This is a genomic window from uncultured Veillonella sp. (assembly GCF_938010505.1).
Lineage (GTDB): Bacteria > Bacillota > Negativicutes > Veillonellales > Veillonellaceae > Veillonella.
The window spans coordinates 13,177-33,098 of record NZ_CALLVP010000153.1 but is presented as its reverse complement, the minus strand read 5'-3'; the positions used below and the strand labels follow the sequence as shown (position 1 = coordinate 33,098).

Genomic DNA, 19,922 nt, shown 5'->3' with positions numbered 1-19,922 from the left:
AGGAGGTAGAAATAATGTCACGTATCGGTAGAATGCCTATCGAGATCCCTGCAGGCGTTACTGTTACATATGATAACCATCATATGAACGTAAAAGGTCCTAAAGGTGAATTATCTCGCGATTTGCATCCAGATATGAATATCACTGTAGAAGGTAACACAATCACAGTAACTCGTCCTTCCGACGAAAAAACTCATCGTTCCCTTCACGGTTTGACTCGCGCTCTTGTTGCTAATATGGTAACAGGCGTATCTGAAGGATTCACAAAAACTCTTGAAATCAACGGTGTTGGTTACAGAGCGGCTAAACAAGGCAATAAATTAGCTCTTACACTTGGCTTCTCTCATCCAGTAGAAATGGAAGCTCCAGCTGGTATTACAATTGAAGTTCCAGCTCCTAACAAAATCGTTGTGTCTGGTGCAGACAAAGAAGTTGTAGGCGCAGTAGCAGCTGATATCCGTAAATGGAGAAAACCTGAACCTTACAAAGGTAAAGGTATCCGCTATGAAGGCGAAGTTGTTCGTCGCAAAGCTGGTAAAGCTGGTGCAAAAGGTAAATAGTAATATCATCTATATGAATGAAAGGAGTGAATATCTTGCCTCGTAAATCTAGTAGAAACATCGCACGAGCAAAACGTCATCTTCGTATTCGCCGTCACATCTCTGGTACGGCAACTTGCCCACGTTTGAACGTATTCCGTTCTTTAGGCAACATCTATGCTCAAGTTATCGATGACGTAGCAGGTACAACTTTGGTAGCTGCTAGCTCTTTAGATAAAGATTTGAACTTGTCCTATGGTGGTAACGTAGCTGCTGCTAAAGCTGTTGGTGAAGCAGTTGCTAAAAAAGCTATCGCTAAAGGCATTGACACAGTAGTGTTTGACCGTGGTGGTTACATTTACCACGGCCGCGTAGCAGCCCTTGCAGAAGGTGCTCGTGAAGCAGGCTTAAAATTCTAAGAAGGAGGAACTATAGACATGGCGAGAATTGACTACACCAGTCTTGATCTTAAAGAAAGAGTAGTATTCATCAACCGCGTAGCCAAAGTAGTTAAAGGCGGTCGTCGTTTTTCCTTCAGCGCTCTTGTAGTTGTTGGTGATGGCAACGGTTATGTAGGCGTTGGCTTAGGTAAAGCAGCGGAAGTACCAGAAGCAATTCGCAAAGGTATTGATGATGCTAAGAAAAATATTGTAAACGTAGCAATTAAAAATGGTACAATCCCTCACAGCGTAACAGGCGTATTCGGTGCAGGCCGCGTATTCTTGAAACCAGCTGCTGAAGGTACTGGCGTTATCGCTGGTGGCCCTGTTCGTGCCGTATTGGAATTAGTAGGTGTTCGTAACATCTTGACTAAATCTTTGGGCTCTTCTAACCCTAACAATATGGTTCGTGCTACAATCGAAGGTTTGAAAGATTTGAAACGCGCTAGCGAAGTTGCTGAACTTCGTGGTAAAACCGTTGAAGAAATCTATAACGCGTAATAAGGAGACAAGAAATGGCACAAGTTAAAGTAACATTAACAAGAAGCTTAATCGGTCGTCCTGAAGATCAACGCGCGACAGTTAAAGCTTTGGGCTTGAAAAAAACTAATTCTCAAGTCGTAAAAGAAGTGACACCTCAAATCGAAGGTATGCTTCACAAAGTTAGACATTTAGTAAAAGTTGAAGAAGTTTAATACTGATAAGGAGGTGTACTGAATGAAACTTCATGAATTACAACCAGCAGCTGGTTCTAAAAAAACTCGTACTCGTGTAGGCCGTGGTTTAGGTTCTGGCTTGGGTAAAACATCTGGTCGTGGTCAAAAAGGTCAAAACTCCCGTTCTGGCGGTGGCGTTCGCTCCGGTTTTGAAGGCGGCCAAATGCCTCTTTATCGTCGTTTACCAAAACGCGGTTTCAACAACAGCGTTTTTGCTAAACAATATGCTGAAGTTAACGTAGCACAATTAAATCGTTTTGAAGATGGTGCAACAGTTGATCCAGTAGCTCTTATTGAAGCTGGCATTTTGAAAAATGTACGCGATGGTATTCGTATTTTAGGTAACGGTACATTGGAAACTAAAAACTTGACTGTTATCGCTAATGGCTTCACTAAATCTGCTGAAGAAAAAATCACAGCAGCAGGCGGAAAAGTTGAGGTGATCTAGGGTGCTAGATAGCCTCTCGAACATCTTTAAGATTACTGAATTACGTAACAAGATTTTGTACACATTGATGATGTTTGCCGTATTTAGAGCCGGCATTCACATTCCAGTACCAGGTGTAGATGCATCTGTTATTGAATCTTTGTTTACATCCGGTAACCTATTTGGTCTATTAGACTTGTTTGCTGGTGGTGCGCTAAGTAAGTTCTCTATCTTTGCAATGAGTATTACACCTTACATTAATGCTTCCATCATCATGCAACTGCTTCAGTCTGTAGTTCCTCAGTTTGAAGCATGGAGTAAAGATGGTGAAGACGGGCGTAAGAAAATAGCGAAGGTAACTCGTTATGGCACCGTAGTCCTTGGCTTTGTACAAGCCTCTGGCATGGCATTTGCTCTAAGAGCAAACAACGCTTTGGTAAATAATGATTTCCTTAGTGTATTTGTTGTGGCCATCATCCTCACAGCAGGCACATGTTTGTTGATGTGGATTGGTGAGCAAATCACAGCATATGGTATAGGTAATGGTATTTCCTTGATCATCTTTGCTGGTATCGTAGCTCGACTACCAGATGGTCTCGAAACTATTTATCAATATATCCAAAACGGAACTATTAACATGTTCCAAGCATTCTTATTTGCTGTAATTGCACTTGCGATGATTGCTGTCGTAGTAGCAGTTACACAAGGCCAACGTCGCATTCCTATCCAATACGCAAAACGCGTAGTAGGGCGTAAAATGTACGGTGGTCATTCTACATTCTTGCCGTTGAAAGTCAATCAGGCAGGTGTAATCCCAATTATCTTTGCGTCATCTGTGTTGATGTTCCCTGTGACGATTGCTCAATTTATTGACAATGAATTTGTTCATAAAGTGGCTGATCTATTTACATGGGGTACGCCGTTACAAACGGCATTGTATGCATTATTGATTTTTATCTTTACGTATTTCTATACTGCAATCTCTATCAACATTACAGATATGGCAGATAATATGAAAAAATACGGTGGTTTTATCCCAGGCATTCGTGCGGGTAAACCAACTGCTGATTATGTGGATAACGTGATGACCAGAATCACATTGGCTGGCGCTGTATTCTTAGCTGTCGTTGCTATTATACCGAATTTCCTCGGTAGTATAACTGGCGTCCAAGGCGTATACTTTGGTGGTACGGCTCTTCTCATCGTTGTAGGTGTAGCGCTTGATACAATGCAACAAATTGAGTCGCTCATGGTAACACGCCACTATAAAGGCTTTGTGAAATAGGAGGGAAACAATATGTATATTCTATTAATGGGACCTCCTGGTGCAGGTAAAGGCACTCAGGCAGCTCGACTTATTGAAAAATACGGTATTCCCCAAATTTCAACAGGTGATATGTTCCGCGCTGCGATTAAGAACGAAACACCTCTTGGAGTTGAGGCTAAGAAATACATCGATGCTGGTCAATTGGTACCAGATAGTGTAACTGTTGGTATCGTACGTGATCGCTTGGTGAAAGATGACTGCAAATCTGGATTTATTCTTGATGGCTTCCCAAGAACTACAGCACAAGCTGTATCCTTGGATGCAATCCTCAAAGAATTAGGAATTTCTTTGGACGCTGTACTTAACTTAAACGTTCCTTCCGAGGAATTGGTTAAACGTATTAGTGAACGAGCTGTTCTAGAAAATCGTGCTGATGATAACCCTGAAACAGTACAGAAACGTCTAGCTGTGTACGAAGAATCTACTAAACCATTAATTGACTACTATCGCAATAGCGGATTGTATCAAGAAATCAATGGTTTACAAGATGTAGACGCAGTATTTGCTGACATCATTAAGGCGTTGGAGAAATAATTCATGATTATTTTGAAATCGCCCCATGAGATTGAATGTATCCGCAAGGCAAGTAAGCTTACAGCAGAAACGTTGTCCTTGTTAGTAGAAAAGGCTAAACCTGGCATCACGACGCTTGAGTTAGATACAATTGCCGAAGAATATATTCGCAGCCACGGTGGTATACCAAGTTGTAAAGGGTACTATGGATTCCCTGCAACAATCTGTGCTTCTATTAACGAAGAAGTCGTTCATGGTATTCCGAGCGCTAAGCGCAAGCTTAAAAACGGCGATGTCCTCAGTATCGATCTTGTATCGTCTATTGATGGATATCACGGCGATTCGGCTGTGACGGTTCCTATCGGTCACGTCAAACCTGATGTGATGAAATTGTTAAAAGTTACAGAAGAAAGTCTGTTCAAGGGAATTGAACAAGTGAAAGTTGGTAACCGTATCGGTGCTATCGGTCACGCTGTTCAAACGTATTGTGAGAAACATGGTTACGGTGTCGTTCGCGACTTCGTAGGTCATGGTTTAGGCCGCGAAATGCATGAAGATCCGCAAATACCAAACTATGGTAGTCCTGATCAAGGACCTCTTATGAAGCCTAGTATGGTATTGTGTATCGAACCGATGATTACTCTAGGGACGCATCGTGTTCGTGTATTAGGGGATGACTGGACAGCAGTTACCGCAGATGGTAAACCTGCTGCTCATTTCGAACATACAGTGGTTGTTACAGAAAACGGCCCTGAAATATTAACTATGCGGGAAGAACCGCGGTTAATTAAATAAACAGGTAACCGGAGGAAAAGATATGTCAAAAGAAGACGTTATTGAGGTGGAAGGTACGGTAGTTGAGGCATTACCGAATGCCATGTTCCAAGTAGAATTGGAAAATGGTCATATCGTATTGGCTCACGTGTCAGGTAAAATGCGTATGAATTTTATCCGTATTCTTCCTGGTGATAAAGTTACTATGGAACTGACACCGTATGACTTAAATCGTGGTCGCATCACCTATCGCTTTAAATAAGCATAGGGTCCACAAAGGAGGTACTAATGAAGGTTCAACCATCAGTTAAAAAGATATGCGAAAAATGTAAAATCATTAAACGCAAAGGCCGTGTAATGGTTATTTGCGAAAATCCAAAACATAAACAAAAACAAGGATAATCTGATAGGAGGTGGATGATTAGATGGCACGTATCGCCGGTGTAGATTTACCTCGTGATAAACGAGTGGAAATTGGTTTAACTTATATTTATGGTATTGGTCCAACTTTAGCAGCTGAAATCATTGCTAAAACTGGTATCAATCCAGACACACGCGTTCGCGATCTTTCCGAAGATGAAGTAGCGAAAATCCGTGAATTGTTAGATGCTGAATACAAAGTAGAAGGTGACCTTCGTCGTGAAGAAGCACTTAACATTAAACGCTTGATTGAAATCAACTCCTATCGAGGCAAACGTCATCGTATGGGTTTACCACTTCGTGGTCAACGTACTAAAACGAATGCACGTACTCGCAAAGGTCCTAGAAAAGCAATTGCTGGTAAAAAGAAATAAGATAAAGGAGGGATAAAGCGTGGCTAAAAAAGTTGTTAGAACTAAAAGAAAAGAAAAGAAACATATTGAATCCGGTGCGGCTCATATTCGTTCTACATTCAATAACACTATCGTAACTTTAACAGATACAAACGGTAACGCGTTGTCTTGGGCTTCCGCTGGTGGCTTGGGCTTCCGTGGTTCCCGTAAATCCACTCCATTCGCTGCTCAAATGGCTGCTGAACAAGCTGCTAAAGCTGCAATGGAACATGGTCTTCGCACTGTTGAAGTATTCGTAAAAGGTCCTGGATCCGGCCGTGAAGCTGCAATCCGTGCTTTACAAGCTGCAGGCCTTGAAGTTACTTCCATTAAAGACGTAACTCCAATTCCTCACAATGGTTGTCGCCCTCCAAAACGCCGTCGTGTATAATTTATAGCGGCCGATTTGATACGGTGCTATAATTTAACTATGAACGTGTGTTGTATAGGAGGATGTTCCTGATGAGCGAAGAAAAGAAACTTAAAATCGAGAAAGTGGACATCGCCGATGGCGGTCGCTATGGTAAGTTCGTATGTGAACCACTAGATCGTGGTTATGGTATCACTCTCGGTAATAGCTTACGCAGAATTTTGCTTTCATCCTTGGATGGGGCAGCTATCACCTCTATCAAAATTGATGGAGTTCTTCATGAATTCTCTACTATTCCTGGTATTCGCGAAGATGTTACGGATATCATCCTTAACTTAAAGCAATTGTGCCTCAAAGTTGAAGAAGAAGCACAATTACCTTTGGAAGTTCATTTTGATTTCCAAAAGGACGGCGTATTGACAGCTGCTGATTTGGCTGAGCAATTCCCACCAGATGTAGAAGTATTGAATCCTGAACTCGTGATTGCGACAATGGATGAGACAGCTCATCTCGTAATGGACGTAGTGATCGAACGTGGTAAAGGCTACGTTCCTTCCACGAAGAATAAAAAAGATACAGATGTTATTGGTTGTATTCCAATCGACTCCATCTTCTCTCCAATTCTCCGTGCTAAATACGAAGTGAGTGATGTTCGTGTAGGCAATGAAATGGACTTCGACAAACTTACATTGGAAGTTTGGACTGATGGCTCCATTACTGCTGCTGATGCAGTGGCAAAATCTGCTGCCATTATGATTGGTTATTTAGGGAACTTCACTAAATTAGCACATTCTGCAGATGTTGTAGATGTAAACACTGGTGAAGGCGGTATCGTTATAGATCCAGTTGGTTCCGATAATGAAGAACCAGCTGTAGATGACGGCCCAGCAAAGATTTCCATCGATGAGTTGGAACTCTCTGTTCGTGCGTATAACTGCTTGAAACGTGCTGGCATTAATACAATTGCAGACTTGCTAGACAAAACCATTGATGACTTAGGAAAAGTTCGCAATTTAGGTAAAAAATCTATCGATGAAATTGAGGAAAAACTCAACAATCATCCAGGTGGTTTTCAACTTAAACAAAAAGGCGAATAAGGAGGAAGACGAATGTACAGAAAATTAGGCCGCGACAGCTCCGCTCGTAAAGCGTTGTTCCGTAGCATGTTAACATCTTTCTTCCAATATGAGCGTATTGAAACTACTGAAGCTAAAGCGAAAGAACTTCGCTCTTTAGCTGATCAAATGGTAACTTTGGCAAAACGTGGTGATCTTCATGCACGTCGCCAAGTTCTTGCATACCTCATGGATGAAAGCGTAGTAAAAAAATTGTTTGATACAATTGCTCCAAAATATGCAGACCGTCAAGGTGGTTACACTCGTGTAATCAAAACTGGTCTTCGCAAAGGTGACGCTGCACCTTTGGCTATTATCGAGTTAGTTTAATCAAACTCATACGGTGTTGTAACTTACGTTGCAGCACCGTTTTTTTATTGTCAATTTTATGGTACAATCGACTAGTATAATATCGTAATATGTTAGCAGTTATCGTAAGTAATGAATATATATTGTTAACCTTTTACATGATATCTAAGACAATATTAAATTCCAGTCCTATTAATAGGATAAATTGAAATATTGTATCATGCACAATATGAGCATGATAGATAATGTAAATATAAATATAAATGTAAATGTTAATGGTTATACTTTCATAGAAACGAAATTGACTAGAAAGATATGAGGCTATTCATGAACGGAAAAGACATTATGATTGAGGTCAATCATATGAGTCATATTTATACTGATGAGAACGGCAATGACGTACGTGCCTTAGACGATGTGAGTCTATCCATTAAGCGCGGCGAATTTGTTTGTATCATCGGTACTAATGGCAGTGGTAAAAGTACGCTTGCCAAGCATTTTAATGTGCTATTACAACCTAGCGAAGGACATATCAATGTGTGTGGCTTTGATACGCGAGATGAGGCACATATTTGGGATATTCGCCAACATGTGGGGATGGTATTCCAAAATCCTGATAACCAAATCGTAGCGGCCGTCGTAGAAGAGGACGTTGCCTTTGGTCCTGAAAATCTAGGCATTCCTAGTGATGAAATTAGAAAACGCGTCGATGCAGCTTTAGCAGCTGTTAATATGACTGAATATAGAGAACATGGCCCTCATTTGTTATCGGGTGGTCAAAAGCAACGTATTGCTATTGCAGGCGTATTAGCTATGAAACCAGATTGTATCGTTCTTGATGAACCGACAGCGATGCTCGATCCAAAAGGTCGTCGTGAGGTTCTTGAAACAGTTCATAAGCTCAATAAAGAAGAAGGTATTACCATTGTATATATTACGCACTTCATGGAGGAAGCCGTTACGGCTGACCGCGTTGTGGTCATGAAAAATGGTGTGAAATTACATGATGGTACGCCTCGTGAAATCTTTAGCCATGTAGATACTTTAAAAGGTCTTGGCCTCGATGTGCCGGTGGCATCAGAAATTGCTTTCAAACTGAATGCTAAAGGGTATGAAGTTGGTAAGAGTATCATTAATAATGAAGAGTTAGCAAAAGGGCTCAAAGGCTCAAAGTTAGGTAAGCAATTATCCGCTATACACTCAACAGATGCTTCAAGAGGGGAGGGAACCCACTAATGGCGATTGTATTAGATAATATTACATATACTTACGGCATGGGTACTCCTTTTGAAAAGACTGCACTTCGTGGTGTATCTCTTACCATTGAAAATGGGGAGTTTTTAGGTGTTATCGGTCATACTGGTTCCGGTAAATCTACCTTTGTACAGCATCTAAATGGGCTATTACATCCTACAACTGGTACCGTTACGGTCAATGGTGTAGATATTAGCGCCTCCACAGAGGAAGCTAAAAAAATGCGCCATAAGGTAGGCATGGTATTCCAGTATCCAGAGCATCAATTGTTTGAAGAAACGATTGCTCAAGACATCGCTTTTGGCCCTAAAAATTTAGGGCTTAGTGCTGATGATGTAGATGAACGTGTACGAGATGCGATGAAGTTTGTAGGTCTCGACTACGACACGTATGCAGAACGATCTCCATTTCATTTATCTGGTGGTCAAATGCGCCGCGTTGCTATTGCTGGTGTAGTGGCTATGAACCCAGACTTCCTCGTGCTTGACGAACCGTCTGCCGGACTTGATCCATTCGGTCGGGAAGAAATCTTTGAAGAAATCATTCGCCTTCATAAGGAAAAGGGGATAACGGTAATTCTCGTATCTCATAACATGGAAGATATCTCTCGCATGGCTTCTCGTCTTGTAGTACTCGATAAAGGGCGTGTCGTTCTCGATGGTGAACCGATGGATATCTTTAACAATCATCGCGATGAGTTACAAGCTGTTGGTGTAGATGTACCTCCCGTGTCCGTTACCATGGAATATTTACGTGAACAAGGCCTTGATGTGTCTAATCGCGTACTATCCGTAGATGATGCGGTACAAGCAATTCTAGAGGGAGGTAGCCATGTTAAATAACATTACTATTGGTCAATACTTCCCAGGTAATTCCTTCTTACATCGCATGGATCCGCGAGCAAAGATTATTGCTACTACAATCTTTGTTGTAGCTATATTCTTGGCTAATTCTCCATTGGCATATGGTATTGTAGGTGGTTTTACCATCTTTGCAATGCTGTTATCGCGTTTGCCATTGCGCCTTATGTGGTCTGCCATTAAACCGCTTTGGATTATTATCGTATTTACCATGGGTATTCATATTTTTACGACGCCAGGTAATCCAATTTTCCAATGGGGAATTATTAATATTACAGATCATGGGGTGGCAATGGGCCTTCAAATGGCGGCAAGATTAATCTTCTTAATCTTGTTCTCCTCCTTGTTGACCTATACGACTTCGCCAATCCGCTTGACTGATGGCATCGAGCACTTGCTCAATCCATTCCGTCGCATTGGTGTTCCTGCTCATGAACTGGCCATGATGATGACCATTGCGTTGCGTTTCATTCCTACCTTACTGGATGAGACCGATCGTATTATGAAGGCACAATCTGCTCGTGGTGCAGACTTTGTGACGGGCTCTATCATTCAACGCGCTAAAAACATGGTGCCGCTTTTAGTACCATTATTTATTAGTGCTTTCAGACGTGCTGACGAATTAGCCATTGCCATGGAGGCACGTTGTTATAGAGGCGGTGTCAACCGTACCCGTATGAAAGAATTACAAGTAACCTATGTTGATTATATCGGCATCGGTGCTGTAATCTTAATTACTATCCTACTCATCGTATTATGGTGGTTAGGGCTATGAGAAATGTACGAATCATAGTGGCTTATGATGGCACTGATTTAGCGGGGTATCAAAAGCAACCTGACGATAAGGGATTAACAGTACAAGGCTGTTTAGAATATGGTTTGTCAAAAATTTGTAATGAACCGATTCAAATCTACGGTGCTTCTCGCACAGATGCGGGAGTGCATGCTAAATTTCAAGTGTGTACCTTTCAAACGTCGGGGACTATACCGGTAGAAAATATTCCTCGTGCCATGATAGCTCATATTCCAAAAGATATAGTCGTTCTAGAAGCGGTAGAAATTCCATTAGACTGGAAGCCTCGTTGGAATATATATGGCAAGGAATATGTGTATACTATTCATAATCAGCTCATTGCAGATCCTTTGACGAAGCGGTATCATTGGCATGTGAAAAAGCCCTTAGATATTGCTCAGATGCAAGCTGCAGGTAATGAACTATTAGGTACGCATGACTTTACAACCTTAAAGGGAACGAATTCAACACCTGCGGATCCAGTTAAGACTATCCTGGGAATCCATGTGGAGGCAAAAGAGTCTCACGTGACGATTTCTGTGCTTGGTGATGGGTTCTTATACCATATGGTGCGTAATATTGCAGGCCTACTCGTAGATGTCGGGCTTGGTCGCCGTAAGGTGGAGGACATTAAAGGGTACTTAGCAGCTAAGGACCGCCGTGTTATAGGGAAAACTGCACCCGCTCAAGGCTTATGTTTAGAGGAAATATTCTTTACTGAAGAGCGGCAACAAGAGGTGTTACGGAATAAATATTCTAAATAATTTAAGAATAAATATTCTATATAATTTTATATAGACTCTTTTTTTGCCGTCTGAATATAAAACGATAAGCATAAATACTAAAAGGATACTACTTAAAAAGTGGTATCCTTTTTCTCTTATAATTTTTAGTTATAATACCTTAATTTATACCTATTATTATGTGAAATGATACATTGTAAACCTAAAATATACATGATACAATGACGATATAAGACAGGTTCGTACTATACATACATTAAAATAGTAAGGTAGACTCTTGTCAGCAGTGTAATTTTTATCCTAAGGAGGGTGAATCTCTTGCAAAAACGTAAAGATTTTATCTGGAAAATGGGCGGCCAACAAGGTGAAGGTATCGAGAGTTGCGGCGAAATCATGGCCACAATCCTTGCTAAAGAAGGCTATTCCTTGTATAGCCAACGTTTATTTGCATCCCGTATCAAAGGTGGTCATACTACATTCGCATTGCGCGTAGCATTGAATCAAATTATGTCTATCGGTGAAGGGGTAGACTTCTTGCTAGCTCTTGACCAAGAAACTGTTGATATGCACGGTTCCGAAGTTCGCGATGGCGGTTATATTATTTGTGATAGCAAAGTAAATCCTGACTTCTCTAAATACGAAGGTACAAAGATTAATTGCTTATCTTTGCCAATCTCTGAAACAGCAATGAAACAAGGCTCCATGTTGATGCGTAACATCGTAGCACTTGGTATGTCTGTAGCTCTTCTTGGTTTTGAAACTAAGATGTTTAAAGATGCTATTGCTGAACAATTCGCAAAGAAATCCCAAGAAATCATAGATAAAAACTTGGCTGCTTTCGATGATGGTCATGGTCTTGTAATGGAAAAATTGGGCGATGTTGAAATCGATACATTGCCAGCACCTGGTAAGAAAGATCAAATGTTCTTATTAGGTAACGAAGCATGTGCTCTTGGTGCTATTGCAGCAGGTTCCCGTTTCATGGCATCTTATCCTATTACACCAGCATCCGAAGTTATGGAATTCATGATTAAAAACATGGATAAATTAGGTGCTACAGTTGTTCAAACAGAAGACGAAATCGCAGCATGTATGACAGCTATGGGCGGCGTATACGCAGGCGTTCGTGGCTTTACATGTACTTCTGGTCCAGGCCTTTCCTTGATGGCAGAATCCTTGTCCATGGCTTCCATGGCTGAATTGCCAATGGTTGTTATCGACGTTCAACGCTCTGGCCCATCCACTGGTATGGCTACAAAAGTTGAACAATCCGATATTGATGCGGCTTGCTACAATGCACATGGCGACTATTCTGGTATCGTAATTTCTCCAACATCTATCGAAGAATGCTTCTATGAAATTCAAAAAGCTTTCAACTTGGCAGAAATGTATCAATGTCCAGTTATCTTTATGCCTGACTTACAACAAGGTTTGAATAAACAATCCGTTCCTTCCTTTGATTTGAACCGCGTACCTATTAATCGCGGCAAAATGATGAAAGAAGCTGAACTTCCTGAATTGGTACAACCTAACTACTTCAAACGCTTTGAATTGACTGAAGATGGCATTTCCCCTCGTACAATTCCAGGTATGAAAAAGGGTCTATTCCTTTCCACAGGCTTAGAGCATAATGAAGAAGGTAAACCAGCAGAAGCGCCTACAATGCACGTAGCGCAAACTGATAAACGTTTCCGCAAATTGGAAACTGTGGCTGACAACTATGAACCATTCTTGAACAACGCTAAATACGACGAAGCAGATGTACTCGTTGTAGGTATGGCTTCTAGCCGTGGTGCTATCGAAGAAGCAGTTACTGAATTCGATCAAGAAGGCGTTAAGGTTAACCACTTACAATTGCGCTTGATTAAACCATTCCCAGCAAAACAATTACAACCATTCTTTGATGCTGCGAAAAAAGTGGTTATCGTAGAGCATAATAAAACTGGTCAATTGACTAATTTATTTAAAATCAACATGCATAAGAAACATAAGATTTCTAGCTGCTTGAAATACGATGGTAATCCATTCACAAAAAGTTATGTGAAAAATGCAATTAAGGAGGTCCTATAATATGGCAACAGCTAAAGATTACAGAAACGATATTCGTCCTAACTGGTGCCCAGGCTGTGGCCATTATGGGGTTCAAGCAGCGGTTACTGATGCTGTGGTAGCGAAAAATATTCCACCAGAAAAATTAGCAGTAATTTCCGGTATCGGTTGTTCTAGCCGTATCGGTGGTTATTTCTATGCTTATGGTGCGCATACAACTCATGGTCGTGCGCTTCCTTACGCTCAAGGCGTTAAACTTGCTAACCAAGATTTAGAAGTTATTGCATTCTCCGGTGACGGCGATGCGTTTGCTATCGGTATGGGTCACACGATTCATGCTTTCAAACGTAATGTAAACATGACATATATTGTAATGGATAACCATGTATATGGTTTGACTAAAGGGCAAGCATCCCCTCGTTCCGACATCGGTTTTGTTACAAAAACAACTCCTCATGGTGCGTTCGAGTCTCCATTGTCCGTCTGTGAAACAGCGATTGCAGCAGGTGCTACATTCGTAGCTCAAAGCTATATGGTCAACCGTCAAGAGCTCGTTGATTTGATTCAACAAGCTATGGATCATGATGGCTTCTCCTTCATCAACGTATTTAGCCCATGTGTTACATATAACAAACGCAATAGCTATGACTGGTTCAAAGAACACTTAGTAGCATTGCCAGAAGGATATGACCCAACAGATCGTGCAGCAGCACTTAAAACTTTGGGTGATACAGATGGTTTGGTTACGGGTCTTATTTACCAAGATAAAACTAAACCTTCCTTCGAAAAATCCTTGGCAGCAGCTAATGGTGGTGCACATCCTCGTCCATTGACTGAAGATGTTGTAAAACCAGACCAAGCATTATTCGACAGCCTTTGTAATGGCTTCAAATAAGCATTAGCAGAACACTATAGATACTTGCTTATCTACATAATAAACGTGTCACCTTCGGGTGGCACGTTTTTTGTATGTACTATTTTATGAAAAACTATTTGGTAGATTGATTTCTGCGATTTGTCCCATGTGGTTATATAACGTGATATAATAAGGACATTGTATGATATTCATTGCAATTGTATCGTATTCATTGCAGAGGTTTTTATGAAAGCATACGAAAAGGGGATTAGTCTATCTATCTGGACTTTGAGTTGGCCTATATTTATTGAAGTGTTCCTACAGATGCTAGTAGGTAATATAGACCAATTGATGATGAGTCACTACTCGCCTCAAGCGGTAGCAGCGGTAGCTAATGCCAATCAAATTTTAAATATCTTTATTATGCTCATCATCGTCATGAGTACAGCTACGACGATTTTGATTGCCCAATATTTAGGAGCGAGAAACCAGTCCAAGCTATCAGAGGTATGTACGGTCAGCTTAATGATGAATTTTCTCTTTTCATCTATAGCGGCAGTATTCTTTATTATTTGTCATAAATGGATCTTTACATGGCTAGGTATACCACCAGAAACGATGAGTGATACGTCGATATATACTACTATCGTTGCTGCAGGGCTACCGATACAAGCGATGTATTATGCGTTAGTAGCCGTATTTAGGGGTCACTCATTAACACGCGTTACCATGTACATTGCCCTTGTGATGAATATCATTCATATTCTAACAAACTATGTATTAATCTTTGGACATGGTCCAATACCAAGTCTTGGGGTATTAGGTGTTTCTATTTCTACGTGGCTATCTAAGGTAGTAGGCCTCATTATTATTGGTTATACTTTTAAGAAATTATTGACCTTAAAAATTAGCTTTTCATTCTTAAAACCATTTCCGTGGCATACTGTTAAATCTTTATTGCATATCAGTGTTCCTTCTGGTGGAGAAACATTGAGCTATCAATTATCTCAAACTACGATCATGAAAATGGTCAACATGTTAGGCTTAGCAGTTATTAATACTAAAGTTTATGTATCTGTTATCGCCATGCTTTGTTATGTATACACCATAGCGCTATCCAATGCTTCACAAGTTATCGTAGGTTTCCTAATGGGCGCTAAGCGCCAAGAGGAGGTTACTAGTCGTGTATGGAGGTCCATGTATTTAGCGATTGCTATTAGCGTAGGCCTTGCTACATTCTTCTATGTGACTAGTGATTTTGTTGTATCTGTGTTTACTTCAGATCCGGAAATCCTAGAGTTAGCACATAATGTATTACTGGTTGAGATCTTTCTTGAGCTAGGACGTGCAGTAAATATCGTTATGGTTGGTTGTTTGCAGGCTGCCGGTGATATTCGTACGCCTATGCTAGTGGGAATCTTTGGCATGTGGTTATGCGCCGTGCCATTATCGTATCTATTTGGTATTTACTGGGGCTGGGGCCTTGTTGGTATATGGATTGCCATGGCCGCTGATGAAATCTTGCGAGGTTTATTGTTTGTATATCGTTGGTATAGCGGCAAATGGAGAAACAAGCATCTTATCGAGGCTTAATTTCATTCTCTCTAATTTTGATTTACAATTAGCTAAATAATAATGTAATATAACTAGCATTATATTAGAGAATAGACATTGCTAGTTTTACTTGAAAGTAGGTTTATATGAGCAAGACTGTGGGTATTATTGGACTAGGTCTATTAGGTGGGTCCTTGGCAAAGGCCTTAAAAGCATATACCGATTATGAGGTAGTAGGTTATGCACGTCGCCAAGAGGTCTGTGATGCGGCCATTCAAGATGGCGTAGTAAAAGCTGCATGGACAGAAGTTGAACCATTGATTAAACATTCTGATATCGTTGTATTCTCCTTGCCGCCTGATACAAATGCACGACTTTTTACTGAAACGGCTCATCTATTTAGACCAGGACAAGTCGTAACAGATGTATCCAGTGCTAAGGAAAATTTTGTTCATGCCGTATATGACTCTATTCCTAAGGGTACGATTTTTGTATCTGTTCATCCTATGGCAGGCTCTGAAAAGGGTGGTTATGAAGTATCTCATAAGAACCTTTTTAAAGGCATGGGCTGGATCGTTTTAGAGGATAAGGCCTCAGATGTATATAGTGAAGAAGTTGCTCAAGAATTAGCTGAAATGGGTCGTGCCTTAGGGTCTCGTATTGAGTTTGTCGATATTTATGACCATGATGCATATCTTGCGATGGTTAGTCATATGCCGCATTTGTTGGCGTCCATTGTGACACAAGTTTCTGGCGGTGGTGAATTGGGCGAATTACGCATGAAATTATCTGCTGGTGGGTTCCGTGATTGTACGCGTGTTGCAGGTGGGTTACCATCTATGTGGCGCGAAATTATCTATGGCAATCGTCATAATGTTATTGAAGGCCTTACACAAATTGAATCAGAAATTGAACATGTTAAAGCGATACTTTCACAAGATGATGAAGGACAAGCATTAGAAAGCTATCTTGAACGAAGTCGAGAGATTCGAGGAAAGTTACCGTATTTAACTGGTCAAATCAAGGATAATTAAAATGGCGTACTTTTGTATCCTATAAGAGAGTAAATGTAACTGAAAAAACATGACATATATCTAGAATCGTGTATACTATATATCGATATGAGTATGTAAATATATTATGTTAAGGGAGCTTTTATGAGTTTGTTACAAGAAACTTGTGGCGCTATTACAGGTCGCAGCTTAAAGATTGAACAACATATATTTAATAGCTGGAATGCAGAATCGCCGGTGGAACTATATGGTCGTCTTGTAGATGTTGTGGCTCAATATGGGGCGGCTACGAATCAAGAACAGGTATCCGTGCCAAAACCATGTATGATTATTGCTTCTGCGGATCATGGCGTAGCTGATATGGGGGTCAGTGCGTATCCCAAGGAAACAACTGTTGGGATGACACAAAATTATCTAATCCCTAAAGGGGCGGGTGCTAACTCCCTAGCTAATTATTGTGGGGCCCAAATGGAAGTTATCGACATGGGGATTGATGCGGATATGAGTTGGGTTCTAGGTCTTCGAAGTCATAAACTGGGGATGGGTACAAAAAACTTTGTAGAAGAGCCCGCCATGACACGCGAACAAGCCGTGGAGGGCATCGAAACAGGGATTCGTCTAGTAAAAGAAAAAATCGATGAAGGCTTTAACGTATTTTTGGTAGGTGAAATGGGCATATCAAATACGACAGCTAGTGCCCTTATGACTGCTAAGTTTGCAGGACTTACAGCGGAAGAGGCGACGGGACGAGGAACGAATATTTCCGATGAACGACTCAAACTAAAACAGCGGATCGTTCATGATGTGCTAGAAAAATATAAGGATATTAGTAAGGATGATGCTCTTGGTATTTTATCGTCTGTAGGCGGTTTTGAATTTGCTTGTATTGTTGGTGTTATCTTAGGCGCTGCAGCAAATCATGGGTTAGTTATTATCGATGGATTTAATACATCGGCTTGTGCATTGGTGGCTAAAACATTGGCTCCAAATGCGATGGATTATGTGATGGCATCTCATTTGTCTGCAGAAAAGGCGGCGAAGTCCTCCTTAGAAAACCTAGGCTTAGAAGCGTATGTAGACTTGGGGCTTTGTTTGGGGGAAGCCTCTGGCAGTTCGATACAAATGGGGATGCTAGATCTTGCGGTGCATATGTATATGGCCATTACAGGAGGTAATAAATGAGAACTTTCAAAATTGAGCCGTTAGATACACAAGCAATGGAAACATGTCGATTCCGTATTGATAATTTGACAAAGCCCATCTATAGCCTGGCTACGTTAGAAACCATAGCGGAGCGTTTTGCAGGAATTTTAGGAGACCCTAAACCAAATCATTTGCGTCAAGGTGTGCTCGTTGTGGCAGCTGATCACTTGGTAGATGGACCGCAAAATGATCAACATGGTAGTGAAAGTTATGCTGCCATAAAACGCTTTAATGAGGGAAGAACAGCTACACAAGGGGCTGCAGCTAAATTAAATGCTGTTGTACATGTGGTGAATGTAGGTCTAGAACAAGACACTTCTGATTTAGCAAATATTGAGCAACAGGTGATTCGAAAAGGGTCCCATTTTTTTGGTGTAGAACCCGTTATTTCTCGAGATGAATTAGAGCGTGCTCTTGAGCTAGGTTTTACCTATGCAGATAAATTACATGCAGATGGGCTACAAGTGGTGGCGATTGGTAACGTAGGGGAGAGAGCCTTCTTAGATTCTCTCGTAACGACGGCTACTATTACAGGCTGTGCCTACAATGATATTCTCGTACACAATGAATGGGGGCCTACAGTGGATGAACGTGCTGCTCATATTCATTCTTTTGTAGATCGATTTAATATTGCTGTTGATGATTGGTCTGCTATTAGTGAAAGTGAGCGCCGTGATGCGGTATTGCACTTGCTTCGCATAGCGGGTGGTTTAGATATTGCATTTTTAACGGCCTTTATCTTAGGAGCTGCTAGCCATCGCATGGCTGTAGTCTTTGATAATATAGTAACTGGTGCAGCTGTTTTGGCGGCGGTTACCATTGAACCGCTAGTTAAGGACTATGTGTTCCCATCGGCTGCCTATGATGAGCCTATACATGATGAACCTATACATAAGGAACAATGTCGCTTCTTAGGGGTAAAGCCTTATTTAGACTATAAACTGCTAATCGATGAAGCCTTAGGTTCTACCATGGGCCTATCTGTTATCAATGCATCTATGCATATGCTAAATGACATGAAAACCTTCGTTGAAGCAGAGGTGAGTGTAGCCGAAGATGGAGCCGGTAAAGGTAGACAAAAGGATAAAGAATAACCCGTTTTAAAGGGGGATTGTACCATCTCCCTTTTTCTTATGTGGGCGATGGTCTTTAAACCAATATTTACTAGTATTTTATGGAAAAACCATTGACACTATATGTGTAAATTGATATTATTATATGGCAGTCAGGACGGACTTAATTCATCCTTGACGACAGATTGATAATTATGTTATAGTAATTATCGGTTCTGTATGCGGGAATAGCTCAGCGGTAGAGCACCGCCTTGCCAAGGCGGGGGTCGCGAGTTCGAATCTCGTTTCCCGCTCCAATTTTATATGGCGGCATAGCCAAGCGGTAAGGCAGAGGTCTGCAAAACCTTTATTCCCCAGTTCGATTCTGGGTGCCGCCTCCACAATCGTTACCCATGCCGGGGTGGCGGAACAGGCAGACGCAACGGACTTAAAATCCGTCGGTTGGAGACAACCGTACCGGTTCGATTCCGGTCCTCGGCACCAATTAAGACTAACTTTTAGGTTAGTCTTTTTTTCTTATATAAAGTTTATTGGAGTAATATATACTTTTGTATTTATCTTGATTGTATATATACAGCATTGTATATATTGGATTTTGATATTTTGCGATAATTTAATTTAAGATAGGTGTATATAAATTTATGAACAAGAAACCAAAATTATTGATTAGTGAATGCCTTTGTGGTGTACCTTGTCGATATGATGGCAAAGACAATTATATCGACAAGATAGAAGTTCTAAAGGAATATTATGAATTAGTACCAGTATGTCCGGAAGTATTGGGCGGACTTAGCACGCCTCGTGATCCTGCGGAGCGTCAAGGTAATCGTATATGTACTGCTAATGGAACCGATGTTACGGATGAGTTTCTGCAAGGGGCTCAATTAACAGTTGATATAGCGCTTAAACATGGTTGCAAGGAAGCTTTGATGAAGGCGAAAAGCCCCAGCTGTGGATATAAGCGCATTTATGATGGGACTTTTAGTAGATCTTTGACGGATGGTCATGGATGTACTATCGAGGCATTGTTGGAAAAGAATTTAAGTATTTATACAGAAGATGATATAGAACTTTTACTTGCAGAAAAAAAGAGATGAGTTTAACTCATCTCTTTTTTGTTATATTAAGTTGCTTTACTATTAAAATAACTAATTAACATTAGAAAAATTAATAGTTACAATA

25 protein-coding genes and 3 tRNA genes are annotated in these 19,922 nt (G+C 40.8%); all 28 read left to right on the top strand.

Translation table 11 applies throughout. From position 1 onward, the window contains the following. Positions 1-14: 14 nt before the first annotated feature. The 28 genes from rplF to Q0507_RS09485 all read left to right on the top strand — a co-directional run bounded on the left by rplF (position 15) and on the right by Q0507_RS09485 (position 19,837). Positions 15-560, top strand: coding sequence for a 50S ribosomal protein L6 (gene rplF / locus Q0507_RS09620; RefSeq protein WP_298715453.1), 546 nt, complete (start codon positions 15-17; stop codon positions 558-560). A 35-nt stretch (positions 561-595) separates the two neighbouring features. Further along, complete coding sequence (gene rplR, locus Q0507_RS09615) at positions 596-958, top strand: 50S ribosomal protein L18 (protein ID WP_009350984.1); 363 nt, start codon at positions 596-598, stop codon at positions 956-958. An 18-nt stretch (positions 959-976) separates the two neighbouring features. Then, positions 977-1,480, top strand: a complete 504-nt coding sequence (gene rpsE / locus Q0507_RS09610) for a 30S ribosomal protein S5 (RefSeq protein ID WP_004695136.1) — start codon at positions 977-979, stop codon at positions 1,478-1,480. A gap of 14 nt (positions 1,481-1,494) precedes the next feature. Beyond that, positions 1,495-1,674 (top strand): 50S ribosomal protein L30, encoded by a 180-nt coding sequence (rpmD, locus tag Q0507_RS09605; RefSeq protein ID WP_004695138.1) that lies wholly within the window; start codon positions 1,495-1,497, stop codon positions 1,672-1,674. Positions 1,675-1,696: 22 nt separating this feature from the next. Then, positions 1,697-2,143 carry a 50S ribosomal protein L15 gene (rplO, locus tag Q0507_RS09600; protein ID WP_298715450.1) on the top strand — a complete coding sequence of 149 codons (447 nt, stop codon included), beginning with the start codon at positions 1,697-1,699 and terminating at the stop codon, positions 2,141-2,143. A 1-nt stretch (position 2,144) separates the two neighbouring features. Beyond that, complete coding sequence (gene secY / locus Q0507_RS09595) at positions 2,145-3,407, top strand: preprotein translocase subunit SecY (protein WP_298715448.1); 1,263 nt, start codon at positions 2,145-2,147, stop codon at positions 3,405-3,407. Between the two features lie 12 nt (positions 3,408-3,419). Continuing rightward, complete coding sequence (locus tag Q0507_RS09590; RefSeq protein ID WP_004695145.1) at positions 3,420-3,983, top strand: adenylate kinase; 564 nt, start codon at positions 3,420-3,422, stop codon at positions 3,981-3,983. A 3-nt stretch (positions 3,984-3,986) separates the two neighbouring features. After that, entirely contained in the window at positions 3,987-4,757 is a 771-nt protein-coding gene (map, locus tag Q0507_RS09585) for a type I methionyl aminopeptidase (RefSeq protein ID WP_298715446.1), read from the top strand. Positions 4,758-4,779: 22 nt separating this feature from the next. Continuing rightward, positions 4,780-4,998 carry a translation initiation factor IF-1 gene (gene infA / locus Q0507_RS09580; protein WP_004695147.1) on the top strand — a complete coding sequence of 73 codons (219 nt, stop codon included), beginning with the start codon at positions 4,780-4,782 and terminating at the stop codon, positions 4,996-4,998. A gap of 26 nt (positions 4,999-5,024) precedes the next feature. Then, on the top strand, positions 5,025-5,138 hold the full coding sequence (gene rpmJ / locus Q0507_RS09575; RefSeq protein ID WP_004695148.1) for a 50S ribosomal protein L36: 114 nt from the start codon (positions 5,025-5,027) through the stop codon (positions 5,136-5,138). Positions 5,139-5,161: 23 nt separating this feature from the next. Continuing rightward, positions 5,162-5,530 (top strand): 30S ribosomal protein S13, encoded by a 369-nt coding sequence (rpsM, locus tag Q0507_RS09570; RefSeq protein ID WP_298709078.1) that lies wholly within the window; start codon positions 5,162-5,164, stop codon positions 5,528-5,530. A 19-nt stretch (positions 5,531-5,549) separates the two neighbouring features. Continuing rightward, positions 5,550-5,939 carry a 30S ribosomal protein S11 gene (gene rpsK / locus Q0507_RS09565; protein WP_004695151.1) on the top strand — a complete coding sequence of 130 codons (390 nt, stop codon included), beginning with the start codon at positions 5,550-5,552 and terminating at the stop codon, positions 5,937-5,939. Between the two features lie 71 nt (positions 5,940-6,010). Further along, a complete protein-coding gene (locus Q0507_RS09560) occupies positions 6,011-7,015 on the top strand; it encodes a DNA-directed RNA polymerase subunit alpha (protein WP_298715444.1) in 1,005 nt (334 codons plus the stop codon). A 12-nt stretch (positions 7,016-7,027) separates the two neighbouring features. Beyond that, positions 7,028-7,363 (top strand): 50S ribosomal protein L17, encoded by a 336-nt coding sequence (gene rplQ / locus Q0507_RS09555; RefSeq protein WP_004695155.1) that lies wholly within the window; start codon positions 7,028-7,030, stop codon positions 7,361-7,363. A gap of 306 nt (positions 7,364-7,669) precedes the next feature. Next, positions 7,670-8,578, top strand: coding sequence for an energy-coupling factor transporter ATPase (locus Q0507_RS09550; protein ID WP_298715442.1), 909 nt, complete (start codon positions 7,670-7,672; stop codon positions 8,576-8,578). Next, on the top strand, positions 8,578-9,438 hold the full coding sequence (locus Q0507_RS09545; protein ID WP_295813875.1) for an energy-coupling factor transporter ATPase: 861 nt from the start codon (positions 8,578-8,580) through the stop codon (positions 9,436-9,438). The genes Q0507_RS09550 and Q0507_RS09545 overlap by 1 nt, the downstream gene beginning before the upstream one ends. Further along, positions 9,428-10,231: an energy-coupling factor transporter transmembrane protein EcfT gene (locus Q0507_RS09540; RefSeq protein WP_298715439.1), complete on the top strand. Its 804-nt coding sequence runs from the start codon at positions 9,428-9,430 to the stop codon at positions 10,229-10,231. Before Q0507_RS09545 ends, Q0507_RS09540 begins: the two co-directional genes overlap by 11 nt. After that, positions 10,228-11,013, top strand: coding sequence for a tRNA pseudouridine(38-40) synthase TruA (truA, locus tag Q0507_RS09535; protein WP_298715437.1), 786 nt, complete (start codon positions 10,228-10,230; stop codon positions 11,011-11,013). The genes Q0507_RS09540 and truA overlap by 4 nt, the downstream gene beginning before the upstream one ends. A gap of 297 nt (positions 11,014-11,310) precedes the next feature. Then, positions 11,311-13,062, top strand: a complete 1,752-nt coding sequence (locus tag Q0507_RS09530; protein ID WP_298715434.1) for a 2-oxoacid:acceptor oxidoreductase subunit alpha — start codon at positions 11,311-11,313, stop codon at positions 13,060-13,062. A gap of 1 nt (position 13,063) precedes the next feature. Continuing rightward, a complete protein-coding gene (locus Q0507_RS09525; RefSeq protein WP_298715432.1) occupies positions 13,064-13,936 on the top strand; it encodes a 2-oxoacid:ferredoxin oxidoreductase subunit beta in 873 nt (290 codons plus the stop codon). 207 nt (positions 13,937-14,143) lie between these two features. Next, positions 14,144-15,490 (top strand): MATE family efflux transporter, encoded by a 1,347-nt coding sequence (locus Q0507_RS09520; protein WP_298715430.1) that lies wholly within the window; start codon positions 14,144-14,146, stop codon positions 15,488-15,490. A 107-nt stretch (positions 15,491-15,597) separates the two neighbouring features. Further along, positions 15,598-16,485, top strand: coding sequence for a prephenate dehydrogenase/arogenate dehydrogenase family protein (locus tag Q0507_RS09515; RefSeq protein ID WP_298715428.1), 888 nt, complete (start codon positions 15,598-15,600; stop codon positions 16,483-16,485). 123 nt (positions 16,486-16,608) lie between these two features. Then, entirely contained in the window at positions 16,609-17,646 is a 1,038-nt protein-coding gene (locus tag Q0507_RS09510) for a nicotinate-nucleotide--dimethylbenzimidazole phosphoribosyltransferase (protein WP_298715426.1), read from the top strand. Then, complete coding sequence (locus Q0507_RS09505; RefSeq protein WP_298715424.1) at positions 17,643-18,761, top strand: nicotinate-nucleotide--dimethylbenzimidazole phosphoribosyltransferase; 1,119 nt, start codon at positions 17,643-17,645, stop codon at positions 18,759-18,761. Before Q0507_RS09510 ends, Q0507_RS09505 begins: the two co-directional genes overlap by 4 nt. 200 nt (positions 18,762-18,961) lie before the next feature. Then, positions 18,962-19,036 (top strand) — tRNA-Gly (locus Q0507_RS09500). A gap of 9 nt (positions 19,037-19,045) precedes the next feature. Further along, a tRNA-Cys gene (locus tag Q0507_RS09495) sits at positions 19,046-19,120 on the top strand. A 14-nt stretch (positions 19,121-19,134) separates the two neighbouring features. Further along, positions 19,135-19,223, top strand: a tRNA-Leu gene (locus Q0507_RS09490). A 158-nt stretch (positions 19,224-19,381) separates the two neighbouring features. Continuing rightward, positions 19,382-19,837 carry a DUF523 domain-containing protein gene (locus Q0507_RS09485; protein ID WP_298715422.1) on the top strand — a complete coding sequence of 152 codons (456 nt, stop codon included), beginning with the start codon at positions 19,382-19,384 and terminating at the stop codon, positions 19,835-19,837. Positions 19,838-19,922 lie beyond the last annotated feature (85 nt).

Bases quoted from the DNA above. Each gene is read 5' to 3' on its own strand.
- rplF (WP_298715453.1), top strand. From the start codon at position 15: ATGTCACGTATCGGTAGAATGCCTATCGAGATCCCTGCAGGCGTTACT.
- rpsE (WP_004695136.1), top strand. From the start codon at position 977: ATGGCGAGAATTGACTACACCAGTCTTGATCTTAAAGAAAGAGTAGTA.
- rpmD (WP_004695138.1), top strand. From the start codon at position 1,495: ATGGCACAAGTTAAAGTAACATTAACAAGAAGCTTAATCGGTCGTCCT.
- rplO (WP_298715450.1), top strand. From the start codon at position 1,697: ATGAAACTTCATGAATTACAACCAGCAGCTGGTTCTAAAAAAACTCGT.
- Q0507_RS09590 (WP_004695145.1), top strand. From the start codon at position 3,420: ATGTATATTCTATTAATGGGACCTCCTGGTGCAGGTAAAGGCACTCAG.
- map (WP_298715446.1), top strand. From the start codon at position 3,987: ATGATTATTTTGAAATCGCCCCATGAGATTGAATGTATCCGCAAGGCA.
- infA (WP_004695147.1), top strand. From the start codon at position 4,780: ATGTCAAAAGAAGACGTTATTGAGGTGGAAGGTACGGTAGTTGAGGCA.
- rpmJ (WP_004695148.1), top strand. From the start codon at position 5,025: ATGAAGGTTCAACCATCAGTTAAAAAGATATGCGAAAAATGTAAAATC.
- rpsM (WP_298709078.1), top strand. From the start codon at position 5,162: ATGGCACGTATCGCCGGTGTAGATTTACCTCGTGATAAACGAGTGGAA.
- Q0507_RS09560 (WP_298715444.1), top strand. From the start codon at position 6,011: ATGAGCGAAGAAAAGAAACTTAAAATCGAGAAAGTGGACATCGCCGAT.
- rplQ (WP_004695155.1), top strand. From the start codon at position 7,028: ATGTACAGAAAATTAGGCCGCGACAGCTCCGCTCGTAAAGCGTTGTTC.
- Q0507_RS09550 (WP_298715442.1), top strand. From the start codon at position 7,670: ATGAACGGAAAAGACATTATGATTGAGGTCAATCATATGAGTCATATT.
- Q0507_RS09545 (WP_295813875.1), top strand. From the start codon at position 8,578: ATGGCGATTGTATTAGATAATATTACATATACTTACGGCATGGGTACT.
- Q0507_RS09540 (WP_298715439.1), top strand. From the start codon at position 9,428: ATGTTAAATAACATTACTATTGGTCAATACTTCCCAGGTAATTCCTTC.
- truA (WP_298715437.1), top strand. From the start codon at position 10,228: ATGAGAAATGTACGAATCATAGTGGCTTATGATGGCACTGATTTAGCG.
- Q0507_RS09525 (WP_298715432.1), top strand. From the start codon at position 13,064: ATGGCAACAGCTAAAGATTACAGAAACGATATTCGTCCTAACTGGTGC.
- Q0507_RS09520 (WP_298715430.1), top strand. From the start codon at position 14,144: ATGAAAGCATACGAAAAGGGGATTAGTCTATCTATCTGGACTTTGAGT.
- Q0507_RS09515 (WP_298715428.1), top strand. From the start codon at position 15,598: ATGAGCAAGACTGTGGGTATTATTGGACTAGGTCTATTAGGTGGGTCC.
- Q0507_RS09510 (WP_298715426.1), top strand. From the start codon at position 16,609: ATGAGTTTGTTACAAGAAACTTGTGGCGCTATTACAGGTCGCAGCTTA.
- Q0507_RS09505 (WP_298715424.1), top strand. From the start codon at position 17,643: ATGAGAACTTTCAAAATTGAGCCGTTAGATACACAAGCAATGGAAACA.
- Q0507_RS09485 (WP_298715422.1), top strand. From the start codon at position 19,382: ATGAACAAGAAACCAAAATTATTGATTAGTGAATGCCTTTGTGGTGTA.